We start from the raw sequence: 14,683 nt of genomic DNA on the forward strand, positions 1-14,683 counted from the left end.
TTTCTAACCCAATATGGTTGTGTCAGTGCAATATCATTAACACGATAATGTCCATCAACGAGCTGATCGATAATTGGGCGCACAATGTGACATTTTGACTCATTTATGTCTCATTCCTTTTGGGCGGTTAACCAGATACAGTATGTCCCTCTCTGCTATTGACCTAAATTTTCTAATGCATGAATATGTCTTTGGTTGATTATTAGTTCGAAGGTTTGTAATGCTACAGATATGTTCAGGGAAAATGTTTCAAGGGGAAGTAGAGTATAGAAATAATCTACGGGGTGTACTTTATACAAATTTACGGCTTAACCGAGATAACAGACTGGAAACTGATGCTGGCTCCTTGTTGTCCACGTCAAACTTAGGACAATCAAATACTATTATTTATGAGCTAGAAGAGCTAATTGAAGGCAACGGTCATAGTGCTGGAGTGCTCATCTCACATGGGGTTGACCCATATATACTGGACTTTTCTGCTATTCTTTCATTTGCTTTGAACTGTACAGCCTCACCTAGCTATTCTCTTACTGATAGGTTGCTTGGCGAGCAACGTGGTATTTCTACACATTCAACACCAAAGCAAATCGTCAAGCGGGTGTTTGACAAAGATGTTTTCTGTAATGAAAAAGACGAAGAACACTTACTAGCATTTATAAAACAACTAATAGGTCTAAAAAGGAATACCTACCTCGGAGTAATGAGTTCTATTCGAACCTATGTTACGGGAATGCAGCGTATAGCTGACGACTTCGAATTAGCTTATACGTTATTGGTTGCTTCTATAGAATCTCTTGCACAAAACTTCGACGGTCATAAAGCATCTTGGTTGGATTATGATCAGAGAAAAAGAAGGCTTGTTGATTCAGCTTTAGCAGATGCAGATGAAACAACCTCAGAAAAAGTGAGGGCAGCGCTTCTAGATATTGAGCATACATCTCTGAGCCGTCGATTTAGGGATTTTTCTCTAGAAAATATTAGTCCTTCTTACTACCGAGAAGAAGCAACTGATGTTCTAAACCCTATATCGAGAAATGACTTAGCTAAAGCCTTATCAAATGCTTACCAAGCTCGATCGCAATATGTTCATAATTTAAGAAAACTTCCAGACCAATTAATCACAACTGATTCGTATACAGAAACATGCAGAATTAATAAAAAGACTTGGCTTACTATCCAAGGGCTATCAAGGCTTGCAAGACACGTAATAACATCGTTTATTATGCAGCAACCCACGGTTGAAAGTGAAGTATATGATTATTCTCTTGAGAGGTCTGGAATAGTGCAAATGCCAATGGCACCTCAATATTGGGTTGGAAGAGCTAACTTATATCAAGGTGCAGGTAGCATGAAACTAGAAGGATTTTTGTCTCAAATATCTTACCAAATGACCATAGATCCTAAAGGTGTGGTTACAGATTTAACTGAGTTGTTAACGGTAGTTGAAGGGAAAATAAATGAGCTTAAAAAAGGTGACAAATTGTCGTTCATAGCTCTTTATATTATTTTTAATGGCTTTGTTTCAGAATCCCAGCGAATGGAGAATTCTGATAGCTTCATTTCCGCCCATGAGAAGCTACTATCAGCCCCAAGTGCTGAAGCGCTAGTTGTGAACCTCCTTTTTAACGTTGTACCAGCTTGGGACATGACTGCTCACTATGAATGTTTAATTATGTATTTCAGAGAGAGGGATAACAAACTAAAATTCCGCTGTCCCAAGTTGTTTGAAGCTGGAATCATACTCCAATTAGCAGAACGCTATCGCTCATCTGGGGATTACTCTTCCGCTATTGATTTGGTTGAAATGGCAGTAGAGAACTACCCGGAGCACACCTCTCTTCGGCAGTTTGAGATTGAATTTAAGCTAGATAACCATCCAATAGAATGGACTGAAATTTTACTACCTAAAAAAGAAGAACAAGTAAATCGATAGTTATTGGTTCAGTGGGAGGTTTGGTCTCATATGTTTGGTGTTGTGATGTATTTTTGCTAATCCTACATTGGTGAGCTAAAGCAAAGATCTTGGCTCACTTTCGTTCAGATATGCGCTATACCTCCACAGAGATAGTACTCATTTGGACAATGATCGCCTTTGTGCTATTGGTCTAAAACACTTTTTTGCCATTGTGTCCCAGCGTCAATTGAGCCCAGTCTCCTTAAGGGCAGGTATAATTTTTAGTTACTACTTAGTGGTTGTTTTGTACTGGCTTGCTAACATCAAAGGAATGATTAATCATTAGCAATGGTAGGAGTGCACAATGAAAGTTTATGGACAAAGCGATAGAGGTCGTTGATGGAGAAGAGCTTGCGGAAACTGGAAGATCTTGATGTTAGTTTCAATGACTATGAGGTAGGGCCAGAGCGATACGTACGCGCAACATGGGAGATGCATATTCATCGCCATTACGTGCTACGCGAAAACCTGTCTGAGCAGTTCATCCAGAAGTTCAACCAGATTAATTGTTCACTCGGTATATCATTGATAACAATTAATCTAGGTGAGCACTGGGAGGACTATAGGTGGTCAAAGACATTGAATACTGCTATTAGAGAGAGTAGTTACCCCGTGTGGATCTGGTTCTATGGTGTCGATGCTCTGCGAGATTCAGCCTACGCAGGTTGGTTACGTACTCGGCTAACTGTTCGGCGCATAGAGAACCTGCGTGTCGTTTTCGTTGTTGAAACACTTGATGATTTTCGGGCGGTGTTTTGCGATAACAGGGAGCCGTTCTACCAGTCAACGATGTTACTCCAGACGGATTAAATCATGCCGCACTCTCATTTCCCTCCTCCAACATCACATTCCGAAGGATGCGTCTTTAGAAGAATTGACAAGTCATCCTGTAAACACTGTTGAACTCGCGGATTCTGATTTTTGCTGAATTGAACTTGAAAGGGGGTCTCTGTCAGATTTGATTCAACCTTGACTTGGGAAATAGCAGATTGTGTCCTGATCAATCCAGTGTGGTATAGGGGGGATTATTCCGCCCCTATACGGTGTTTACTTGATTACTTTTATTGGTGAGAGACCATTCTTGTTTTGCTCTTCTTCTACAGCATGTAACGCATCATTGAACATGCCTTGCCTTTTGTCTTCTGGAATCAAATCAAAAATGGCAAACATCATATTTTGGTGGTGGGATAGCTGCTCTTTCATAGCAACAGTGACACGCTCAATCTCTCCCTGATATTGTCTTTTAAGCTTATTTGACTTGATTCTTTTGGATCTCTCTTTAGTCAACTCTTGCTCATAGTGCTGAATCAACTCAGGCTCAGCCGCCTCCGTGTTCTTAATCAAGTCATCTTTCGATTTGGTTATGGTTGCCTTTTTGATTGCAGCTTTGATATCGGGGTGCCTGCGCAGAGAGCCAACAGACATCCCAGCCTCTCTCTCGACAGAGTAATTATTTAGCTTCAACTTGCCTTTATTGGCTAAATCTTTTAGTTCCGGGTTGCTAGGTTTACCATTCAAGATACGCTGAATTGCATCGTAGTATTTTTGTTGTTTAACTGTATTCATGTAAGCACCTTAAAATGTAGTCACAAGCGGCTCAATTGTTTTCGGTAGTTCATAACGTTCATAAGGAAAGTCTAGTTGCGCCATAACGGCTTCAGCAGATCGGATGTCAACAATAAGTTTACTTAGTAAACTATGATTCAAAGTCCCTTCATCGTCTGATAATGAGATGAGAGCCATTGCTCTCATTCTCCGACTTTCCACATATGCAACATCTTCGATTACGTCAAATTCACAATCAACACACTCAGATAAGTCAATGTTCATCCTCATTCCACAACTAGAATTTGTACACCACATGCTAGGTGCTATTGCATGTAGGTGCCTTCGACCTGCTTCTAACTCCTTGCGCCAGTATGCAGAGTCTAACTTTTCCGTTTCGACGCCTTTTCTATATAGGTTCATTCCGAATCCGCCACCCAATCGCTCTTTGTTTGCTATTCTACTGTGAATTCTGCTTAGAATTTTAGCTTGTCTCTGCACCCTCTCAGCCTTTACTTCCTCGTTAAACGGAGAGATAGCGCCCTTATGAGCGTTTCTCGCATACCATCGAGTCATCGCTAGGGAATAATGAGAGAACTGTTGCTTTAATTGTGGATACGAACAAAGTTCATATCCAATCAGGTAGTAAGCTAGCGAACGCCTAAATGAGTGCAATTCAGGAGGAAAGGTTTCTCCTAATTTGTAGTTTTGCCCAACACCCTCTGATTCGTTTAGGTCATCAATATCATTTTGAGTTAATACCCATGAAACGCCTTTGTAGCCTGTAGAAGCATCGCCTCTTAAATAGGCTCTTAATGCATTACCAGAAGTATCTTTTGGGGAAACACGCCACCGCCATGGTCGGGCATACGAGTAGAACAAAGAACCTACGGAAGTTATTCCATACTTTTCATATATCGGCTGTTGTAACGCCACCCAAATATCAAATGCCTTTTTTCCCTCGGATGTGGTTACAAATGTATCCTCAATGGTTTGGTTGTTCATTGTTATTTTTGATTGTCTCGTCGTGAAGATATCAATCTCTTGATCACCAACGGATACTGGTTGCATCCCGTATAAAGGGTGAACGCGATATAGTTCGTCCATTCTCATACCTGAAAATGCAAGCAAAAGAGTCTGACACTTCATGCATGCAGTCTGGAACCACGACTTAAGCTCTCCATGGGTTGCAAACACTTTGTTACCGACTTTACCACCATCGATGTGTTTTTTTAAAAGCGAAGATGTGTTTTCGTAAACAACGACCTCATCCCAAACTGCGTCCCATTCTTTACTACTGTAATCGTCTGCAACGGGAATCCCAGCAGCGTTAAAGGCTGCGAGGGTTTCATGATAGTTAGATACATAGGACCCTCTTAGCTCTCCTTTACGGTATCTAGCTTTAATGTCGTCTTTAACGGATTCAACCCCGTTGAAGTATCTTAGTGCTAGCTTTTTGATATCAGCTAAGTGTCTATGCATGAATTCAACTTCAGCAATCATGTCGCTTGTTAGTTTCGAATATAGTCTAATTGGGTAAACAGAAAAGCCCTCACCATTTTCGCCACTAGCTTGAGCTTGTACAGCAGCGCTTCTGTACAATGTTTCATTCTGCTTTGAAACATTGATGCCAAAAGAGACGTAGTGTTTTGCATCTACCAAAGCAGATATCGCTTTGGTAAACCTTTTTATCCCAGCGTGAGAGGTACTTCCGAGGAGATCAAACAGTTCTCTTACATTTCTATTGTCAATCTCAGAAAAAGACCTCATGCCCATATTAACCATTGGAACAGTCAGCTTTCTAATACCGTCAAGCTTTGACACAAGTGTGTCTGCCGACAACTTGGCTTTAACATAAAATATAGAGCAAAGTATGATTGATTTTAGTTCACGCTTCAGAGTCAAAGGCATGGCTATTCTTGGTATTTTGGGACTTCTAATGTTCTTTTCGTTAGGGTACGAAAAGAATAGCCTTGCTTGTTGCGGACACGCCAGTGCCTCTAAGCTAAAGTCCCAACAATCATCGCCAAACGAAATTAACGGTTCTCCATTAACATCAAAGAAAATCGGTAGTGAGTCTAACTTTTGCCAGTCCCCAGCGAGCAAAGAGTCTTTTAATTCTCCTTGAATATATCCTCGTAACTGGACTATCTGCTCTGTGTGAAGCCTGATGTTTTCTTCGGAAATGTTTAGTTTTGAGTAATCGAAAGCGAGCACTACATCACCTCTGCAAACTGTTTGATTATTGGGTGAATACCATGTTGAATCAGTATGTCTTCGGCCTTGGAGACCGTGACGCAAGAAATATCACTCTTGTCCAATGCTTCCCTGAGACTGTTAGCGCGCTTAATGAGACGCTCTCCATCTGTAGGGTAGAAATCAGCTATGCCCTCGATACTCTCTATGAACGAAAGGTATTTATAAACAGATTCCACGCTATCGACTATTCGCGCTGATTTACATTCTGAGCACTTATCGTACTGAAAGCATGAGATGTTGACCTCTTGGATTCCTAGTTTGTCTGCTTGTCGCTTAGAAGCCCTGTGGTAGTCTCTTGTTTTTCCTAAAAACTCAGATTCACCTGCACAAGCTATTCCGTTAATGTTTAAAGTTAATTTTGATTTTAAGAATTCATCATGGGCTAGAACCTCGATGCCAAGTCTCTCTTTAACTAGCTCCTTAGCTTCGTCAACACTAGCACCCTCAATGATTTCTTTTAAAATTGCCAGTGATTGGGACATAATCAGGTTATTATGTTCTGGATCTCCACCCATGTAGTTTTGCTCTGCGGTCTTGATGTTATTCCCCAAAATCTCCGAGATTGTCGAACTATCATCAATTGACTGAGAATAAAGATTACTTGTCGTGGCCCTCAATCGCTGAGGATTTAAATTGATAAAATAATCTCCGATAGATAACCCGAGTCGTGCTAGTGTTCTCTGTTGAAAATAGCTTAGCTCTGCCCATTGATATGTATTGCTTTTCGCACCGATGGGGATTAGGTAAGCGGGCTTAGCCTTGCGATTGTTTTGACTGTTCACTGGTTTGTTGTACCTGTGAGCTACAGATATCAGTACATTGATAAAACGACGGTAGGTTTCATCAACCTCAACTACTTGCTCCTCTTTACCTCCGTCATACCAATATGTGATATCAAACTTGCCGTTCTCTTTTTTTTCACCCAGTTGGATAGGCAGCAAAATCCCTTTAACAGGCGCATCGACTATAGTCGTTAGCCCCAATATCCCCAATGTTACAGCTTTTAGTCTCCAGCCTTTTGAATATGTCACAGGGCGTTTTATATCAACCCCCATTACAACACCATACGGAGTGTTTGAACGCCTAAACTCCTTATACTCACCATCATCAATAAACTTAAGGAAAGTGTTTGTTAAGTGGTTTGCAAGTAAGAACCTACGCTTTGTTAGCATGTTAAGCTTGACTGCAACATAGTGACCAGAATTCGGTCTTAAGTCCAAAGTGGTTCCATCACCTCTTAACTCATAAAACAACTTCGAGTTTTGTTTTCCGCTATACAAGCTCGATAGCTCAAGGATTAACTTAAGGAACTTAACGCCATCTTTTTTCTCGATTTCAGCATCAAAGGTATCCTCACTACTGACAGTTGATGAGACTGTTTTGTTTGAGCGAGGCTTAAAGCCACGAATGGTTACAAACTGCCTTGTTCGCTTGTCAGAGGTGTCTTCATTTATTGTAATGGGGTGACAAACCTCTCTTGCAACCGAATCATTGAAGGATGTGTAGTAGCAAAATAGTGCATAGCCGATGTGCATCGTTAAGTTGAAGGCCGAATTACTGTTCGATAGGTCAGCAGGGATATGTTCGGTGAGCCGAACCCCTCTTTCATAACCAAGATCCAGTGTCACATAGTCAAGTTCTATATTTTCTAGTTTTGCGGCAACAAGAGGAACTGCTAATGAAAAGAAGCCGCGAATCAACTTGGCAACAATCTGTTCTTCATCCGATACAGGATATGGTTTTGTACTCAACCCTCCGCTCGCATTCCATTGGGGGATGGAATCCCAACATAAGGTGGTGTCAAAACCACATCGTTCAAGAGCATTTAAGAGTGTCGATTGTATTGTTTGAGCAGTGGACTCAGAAATACCCATTCGTTCACCGTCATCGTACATAAAGGTGAATGGCTTAGGGTTAGCACCCACCGAAACTAATTCAGAAAGGAACCCTCCGTGACCAAGGTAAGAATCAACACCTTCTGCATCAAACGGATGTAAGTCGTGTTCAATGCAGTAACGGATGTATCTTGCTAACCCCCTAGTTGTAACCTCAATGGTATCTTTCCGAAGCGCTTTTTGGCTAAAGTTTTGCTTGATGTTTTCTATGTATTTTCTCAGCCCTTTTTTAGCCAAATGTTCAATAGCCTCAAATCCTTCTATGTCTCTAAAGTTGAGAATAAAGCTCTCTATTTTTATGATAAGGTCAGCATTCTGAGGTACTATTTTCAAAGCTCGCGTGCCTTGTTGAACGCTATGTTGTTGGGAAGATTCTTTACCCCCAAGAATTTTGGCAATCTTACTTCTAGCCATTATTTTTATACCCTCGTTCAAAGTGACGAGCACGTTCATTTTTTACTTTTGCATTTGCAAGTAATACTTCATGCCGCTTGATTAATTTGACGTATTTCATTGTCGTAACCGTTGACTCGTGCCCTAACAAAGCTGCCAACCTTTCTAGATGAATCAGTACAGATGATGGATCGCCTCTTGATTTATTCAATAAGTAGTTAGTAGCGAACGTTGATCGCATATCATGAGGCGTAAAGTACCAATCGTCATAACCAGAGTAGCTTCGGATGTTGTTCCTAAGAACTGTAAAGAACACGGACAATGAACTGCGAGAGAAGGGTTTGCCTTTGTTCGATACAAACAGTCTGCCGTGTGATACAGCGCCATCATTGGTGTTGTACGCTTCAAGCTGATTTAATCTGTTCGAAGAATGTTTATATTCATATAGCTTCTGAGCAAGCTCAGTTGGAATCACTATTGTTCTAATTTTGTCATTTTTAGTTTTACACCCATTAAGAGACTTACCAATGGTTGCCATAACAGGATAGTGCAGCCCATTCTTAACCATTGGCTTTTTGATACAAGCCTCAGGAAAGCTTAATAGTTCACTAGTTCGTAAACCTGTTTGTATAGCCATTTCACACATCAGGCTCTTTACGTTTTTGTGCCGAGCAAGTTCGTCCTCAAACACTGTTAACTCCGACAGAAGCATCGGTTTCAATTCATCACCTTCAGGCTTTGATTGTACTTTAGGTAAAGATTGCATCAGGTCTGTTGTCTGCACTTCAATCATTCGGTTTTTGTTAGTGTGTGATAAAAGGTAAGCGTCTTGGTTTCTGTACGGATAAGCTTTAACCCACCGAAAATTAAAGGGTTTACAGAAGTCTGTTATTGGTAACAAACCAGTGCGGTGCAACCATTTGTAGAATGAAATCAATTGACCAATGTATGTTCTTGCTGTGCTTAAAGAGACCAAGCCATCATATTCAATAACATTGCCCGTTTCAGGATCGGTGAAGTACTTCGGAATTATTTGCTGTGTGTTGGGGTCAACTTCTTTTAGGTTTTCGACTAAAAACTCTTTGAACTTCCATAGCACGCCCTCTCTTGGATTAGCAGACAAAGAGTAATATTGCAGACCCTTACTCTCTAACCACTGAAGATAAAGCAGTAGAGCACCAGCGGCAGTGTTACAGTCACTAGCAGGTTTGCTTCTTCCCTCACCATAAGACAGCTTATTGTGAAGCCAAATGTTGAATGGGTACATTGGCTTACCTTCTGGATCAAGCAAGAGTCGAGCAATCTTTGTCGTGGGGTTCTTTTGATATTTTAGAGTCGGCTTTGCTTCTCCAGTGTCAGCATTGACTTGAACATCTAATTCAGGAAAGAGTTGAACTTCAATATCAATAGTTCGGTAGGATAGTCCTGTTACTGTCACCAACTTTGGTAGTTTTGTATCTTCCATAACAACTTTAACGTAAACCTCTCATAGAGTGTATTAGTATCATAGTCATAAAATAGCATCGTTGATTTTGCACATTGCTATGTCATAAAACACTTTACACATTATCGCGGGTACACACGGCCCGCTCATCCCATTAATTCCTATCGTCGTTGCAGCTGGAGGGCACCCAATGGCCTTTGGTCTGCTGATTGGCGCTTTTGGCATACTGTTAGCCATCAGTAAAGGTGGCAGCATGTTGGCAAATCTCACCAGTAAAGGCGTGTGTGGTGGTTTATTGCTCTACCTTGGCTTTGTTGGAACCGTCTCTCAAGTCAAAAAGCTGTTCGCGTGGGCAGAGGGAATAGGGATGAGCCACATTGCTTTTGTTGTGATCTTTTGCACCATTATTTTATATGCATTACTGGAACACTTTCGTAAGCGTTGGCTAGCGGTTCCTCTTAGTTGCTTGCTAGGCGGTACGTTAGCTTTTGCTATGGGCGCTCCGTTTTCTTTTCAAACCGAGCCCGGCTTACCCAATATGAACCCTATGTATTGGTGGGGGGAAGATACGGGTTGGATGCTAGGTTTACCTACGATTGAGCATTTCATGGTGGTATTGCCTTTTGCTATTTTAGCCGTAGCCATGTGGTCGCCTGATTTTTTAGGGCATCAAGTGTTTCAAAAAATCAGCTATCCAAAACGTACAGAAAAAGTACATATGAACATCGACGATACCATGACCACCGCTTCCATTCGTCAGACGTTCGGTTCTCTGCTCGGTGGTACTAACTTTACGTCTTCTTGGGGAACTTACATCGTTCCGGCGGCGATCGCTAAACGTCCAATTCCAGCTGGCGCTTTGCTGACGGCGCTGTTTTGTATCATCGCCGCTGTTTGGGGCTACCCAATGGACTTAGCGATCTGGCAACCTGTACTTTGTGTTGCGCTCATTGTTGGGGTATTTGTTCCATTGCTAGAAGCAGGAATGGAAATGACGCGTGAGGGTAAAACCACTCAATCGGCGGCGATTGTTGTATTTTCTTCAGCGCTCGTTAACCCTGCATTTGGCTGGTCCCTCACTATGCTGCTAGATAACTTAGGCTTAGTCGGCTGTAAAGAACGTAGTGGGGAGCTAAGTAAAATGAGCCGTTGGGTGTTGCCTGGCATTATGTTTATTGTACTAACAAGCGTAATGGCATTGGTGGGCTTACTTCCGGGGATTCCAGCGATTATTCCAAGTTTCCGTTAGAGAGGTTCGTAGTACGATTTATGGGTTGAAGAACCTTTTTCTAACCTGATAGAAACGGTTTAGTTCTGTTGATCTAAACCGTTTTTTGTCCAAAACCCTCATAGGGTGAATTCTTACCCGTGGTACTTTCTAACTCGAAAATGCCCCATTCCTTGTTGACGAAAGAAAATCCACACACTCTCACATTTATAGTTTTCCGTAGATTTCCTAATGCCAATCGTGAGGTGTGTAGAAATACCTCATTTTGTCGTAGTCTTTCGTTACTGCTATAACCGCGCTCGTATGTGTTATAGAGTGCTTCGATTGACTTGTTGTTTACTTCTGCACCTTCATCTAAGTGACTAAGAATTTTCAATAATTCCGCAGTAGTCGGGATAGCCATATTTTCCCTCTATAATGAAAAATCTTCTAAGCTACATTGGCATTACTGAGTAATCTTTTTGTATTCTTTTATCAAAAGTTCTCAGCATCTTTTATTCCCTATCCTTTCAGGCATTAACAAAATCCATTAGTTTTGATATTCGCTAATTACCCCAATTTCCTATCACATAATTACAGTCTGAATAATCTTACACTACTTAACACTCAGCGCTGAAAATTAAGTTACTAAAGTCACTATCACATTACTTCTGTCTGCAGACTGATTCAATTGAGCAAAACTAGACTCCAAGCTCAATCATACATCGACAAAATGCAATCAACTGATATGAATCCAATTGCAGCTCATGAAATGGCATAATAAATTTGACTTTTATGTTTCGATTAAACAATACTTGAATCGCTATCTAACTTATTAAAATAAAAGGAATTAACTATGAGTGGTATAAGCGGAAAAGCTTCGTTCGATGTAAAGTACAATGATGAGAAATATGAATTTGCGACTGAGATTCCAGAAAAATCCAGCCCTGACAATCCTCTAGAAGTATCGTTAACTCCTGAGGGTAAAGAACCTGTTTTATCTCTGGAGTATGGAGATGAAGACAACTTTGAAATTTCTGCATCATTACCAACCATGTTTGGGCAAGAAGGTGGATTTCAAATAGGGAATTTTTCTCTTGAGCTCAAGAAAGGTGCAGTAAAAGCCCAAGAAGATAATGAAAATAATCAAAGTAAGAAGATCTCAGAACATGAAGACACGGACAAAAAAGATGAAAAAACCGATCAAGATGACACGGGCAAAAAAGAAGATGATGAAGCGGCTTGATTGGCAAGCGTTATAGGATAAAAAGGGCTTCAAATTGGATAATATCAGTTTTTCATTCGATATTGGCTTCCTAGATGAGGTTGCCAGTATAGAGGTCGATACAGCACAAAACTCCCCCGGCTTGAAAATTGTTCACCCTGAAACCGGCGCAGTTATTTTTTCTATAAGAGAGGGGGATTCTGAAAATGAGTACGGTACTGAAATCGAGTTTGAAATCCCTTTTGTATCTAAACACACGCTAAAAATCACGGGCGAGGTACAAGGTGACTGATGTACTAGATCAGTTTAATACCGTATGCGACTGCTTTTTTCAGCGTGACATTTCGGATTCCCCCGCAAGCAGTGACAAGTTAAGTGGTATTATTTCCTGCGATGTAAAAACAGGTAATGTATTAACGACAGTCGCTTTAGAAGTCGGAAAAGAATATTCTGGGCATAGCGACCCTATAATTATGATCCGTCCGCAACTTGTGAACGATGACATGAATGTATCTTCCATCATTTCATTCTTTACAGGGGAGTCATATTCCTTTCCGAGGTGGTGTGAATTCCTAGATATATCTATCCGAGAACTCCAACTGAAATTTCATTGTGGTCACCTTGCCCTAATTGCCTCTGCTGAGCTAGCTGATAGTAAGGTTGCATACCCTTTTCCCGGAGCACTCTTCAAGATCACTTTATGTGCAGAGTTTATTCCGGCGAGTACGTTGAAGGTTTGTATACTGGCTTCTGTCGAAGACCCAAATGATCCCAATCAAATGGTTTTTATCAGTTACTGCAAAGGTGATGACTGGGCGCCGAAACGAAGAAATCTAGACCAAAATGAACCCCCATCGAAGCTTCCACCGCTTCCAATATCGCTCATTCCTGTTTTTGCTCCTGATTTGTGTAATATAAAAGGCAAAGCCAATGAACTAATAAATATACTAGATCAAGCAATAAATGCCGCATCGTCTGCTGGATACCAGCTAGTATCCACTTTACAAGCCTTGGTCTCTATTGGAGCGTCTGTGGCGGAACTTTCGGAATCACTCATTCGCAACAACACCTCACTAACTCTGCTCCAAATTTGCAACCTACTGATTCCTATAAATGGACTCAATACTACCGAACCTGGTTTTCTTGGAGACATATTACGGGGAGCTGAAGCCGCTACTACAGATGCGCCGAATGAAGATCAGCTCGCCGAGTTAATGGCTAACGGTGTCTGCGATATCAAAACATTGTCCAATGCCCTGATTCTTGCCAAACAGACAGGCTCCGCCACTCTTACAAACAAGGAGCGCGATGAAATTGTAAAAGAATGCCAACATGCAGCCGAGCGTGTACTTAAAACAAGCAAGACAGCAAGTGGGTTGGTTGAGGAAGCGAATAATATTCTGGGTACGGATACTGTAAATTCATTGAAATCAGGGAATGCACCTATTACTCAAGAAAGCGTAGAGGAAGCTATAAAATCACAACTCAAGGATGGGCTAGTAAATGGAATATCAGACTCAGTTGTTGGAACTGACGTAGCAGCGGAAGCTGCTGAGGTTGCAGTTGAAGCGACCGAAGGTTCAGAAGTGATTGGAGCTGTTACTGAGATGGCTGAAGCTTTATTAGTTTTCTTATTATAGTTTAAAAACATTTAACAACATATTATAGGCAATGAAGAGAGCCTATAACAGCAAGATAAATTAAAAGGATAGATATATGGAATCAATAATACATTTTGAGAATGACTCGAACAGTAATCAAGAATGGAGTGCGCAGGGGCGACTAATTTTTATCCTGAAGTGATAACCCCTGGTGGAGGTGAAACTATTACATATGTACATCCACTACCTAATCATTTTGATATATCAGTGGCTGTTAATCAAAATGATTATTTGGAGAATGAGGAAATAGTTCAAAAAGGAGGACATGGAGGTGCGGTAATAAGATATCGAGATGGCGATTGGAGTCTGCATCCAGAGGGTAGTCCATTTTACTTCGAGGTAGAGGAAGGTGAACGCTTCAGCGTAACATTAAGATGTATTTTTATTGTACCCTCAGATAATTCATAAAATATCACCGATCCTTGGTTATAAAGCAGATAAGTTGATAACTCAAAGATCACATGAATTAAATGTAATTGGCCTAATAGCAATAAACTAAATAATCAAAGGATAAACTATGCCAAATCCAGTTAGCAAAGACCAAACTGTAGTAGCGGTCAATAAAGTGCTCGAAGCAATGGATCCGGAGGGAGGTATCGAAAACCTCGATACAGATGAACTGTCAAATAAGGACTGGTCGTGCAATTTCTTTTCACCGTCTGTCCTAGAGGAGGTCTGTAAAGAGGTTGGAAAAAAAGCGGAGGATCTTGATTCAAAAAATTATAAAACTGACGCAGTTTTGCCAGACAACTTCGACGATAAAGCCTTCGTGAACATATCCATGATGGGTGAACCATCATCTTTGAATCACAATTTCAACATCTTGGTGGCGGACAATACTGTATATCTCATACAGACCTATGTCGATCAAACGGTGAAAATTGTTCAACGCTTCAATATTGAAACATTCATGCAGAACTGGAAAAATTTATCAAGCAATAACAACGGCTGGGCAGCGGCCTACGAAACCCTATTCGGCGTGAAACCAGGTGTTGAATCGGCGGACACTTGGATGGATGTGCAATATGTAACTAAGTGAATAATATAACAAAGTGGCACTGTTTTTTAGCTCTTATTTTACCTGTTGAATCCATACATAG

At 41.0% G+C, this 14,683-nt stretch carries 9 protein-coding genes and 1 pseudogene; 6 read left to right on the forward strand and 4 right to left on the reverse strand.

Annotation, left to right across the window (positions count from 1 at the left end; genetic code table 11):
* The first annotated feature begins 220 nt into the window (after nucleotides 1-220).
* Entirely contained in the window at nucleotides 221-1,933 is a 1,713-nt protein-coding gene (locus tag H735_RS04290) for a hypothetical protein (protein WP_020197480.1), read from the forward strand.
* 1,068 nt (nucleotides 1,934-3,001) lie between these two features.
* Here H735_RS04290 and H735_RS04300 read toward each other — a convergent pair.
* From H735_RS04300 to H735_RS04315, 4 genes are read right to left on the reverse strand one after another with little or no spacing between them, the layout of a single operon-like run.
* Nucleotides 3,002-3,520 (reverse strand): hypothetical protein, encoded by a 519-nt coding sequence (locus H735_RS04300; protein WP_020197482.1) that lies wholly within the window; start codon nucleotides 3,518-3,520, stop codon nucleotides 3,002-3,004.
* Nucleotides 3,521-3,529: 9 nt separating this feature from the next.
* Nucleotides 3,530-5,716, reverse strand: a complete 2,187-nt coding sequence (locus tag H735_RS04305) for a hypothetical protein (protein ID WP_020197483.1) — start codon at nucleotides 5,714-5,716, stop codon at nucleotides 3,530-3,532.
* A complete protein-coding gene (locus H735_RS04310) occupies nucleotides 5,716-8,067 on the reverse strand; it encodes a hypothetical protein (RefSeq protein ID WP_020197484.1) in 2,352 nt (783 codons plus the stop codon). Before H735_RS04310 ends, H735_RS04305 begins: the two co-directional genes overlap by 1 nt.
* On the reverse strand, nucleotides 8,060-9,511 hold the full coding sequence (locus tag H735_RS04315) for a tyrosine-type recombinase/integrase (protein WP_020197485.1): 1,452 nt from the start codon (nucleotides 9,509-9,511) through the stop codon (nucleotides 8,060-8,062). The genes H735_RS04310 and H735_RS04315 overlap by 8 nt, the downstream gene beginning before the upstream one ends.
* A 103-nt stretch (nucleotides 9,512-9,614) precedes the next feature.
* Between H735_RS04315 and H735_RS04320 the strand changes: the two are divergent.
* From H735_RS04320 to H735_RS04350, 5 genes and pseudogenes are all read left to right on the forward strand, one after another.
* Nucleotides 9,615-10,739: pseudogene (locus tag H735_RS04320) on the forward strand (DUF3360 family protein); the annotation flags it as partial.
* A gap of 814 nt (nucleotides 10,740-11,553) precedes the next feature.
* The gene (locus H735_RS04330) at nucleotides 11,554-11,943 is read left to right on the forward strand and encodes a hypothetical protein (protein WP_020197488.1); all 390 of its coding nucleotides are present in this window, start codon (nucleotides 11,554-11,556) and stop codon (nucleotides 11,941-11,943) included.
* Between the two features lie 34 nt (nucleotides 11,944-11,977).
* Nucleotides 11,978-12,214, forward strand: coding sequence for a hypothetical protein (locus tag H735_RS04335; RefSeq protein WP_020197489.1), 237 nt, complete (start codon nucleotides 11,978-11,980; stop codon nucleotides 12,212-12,214).
* Nucleotides 12,207-13,562 carry a hypothetical protein gene (locus H735_RS04340; protein WP_020197490.1) on the forward strand — a complete coding sequence of 452 codons (1,356 nt, stop codon included), beginning with the start codon at nucleotides 12,207-12,209 and terminating at the stop codon, nucleotides 13,560-13,562. The genes H735_RS04335 and H735_RS04340 overlap by 8 nt, the downstream gene beginning before the upstream one ends.
* 538 nt (nucleotides 13,563-14,100) lie before the next feature.
* Complete coding sequence (locus H735_RS04350) at nucleotides 14,101-14,622, forward strand: hypothetical protein (protein ID WP_020197492.1); 522 nt, start codon at nucleotides 14,101-14,103, stop codon at nucleotides 14,620-14,622.
* Nucleotides 14,623-14,683: the final 61 nt, after the last annotated feature.

Origin of the sequence: Vibrio owensii CAIM 1854 = LMG 25443 (assembly GCF_000817815.1) — a bacterium.
Lineage (GTDB): Bacteria > Pseudomonadota > Gammaproteobacteria > Enterobacterales > Vibrionaceae > Vibrio > Vibrio owensii.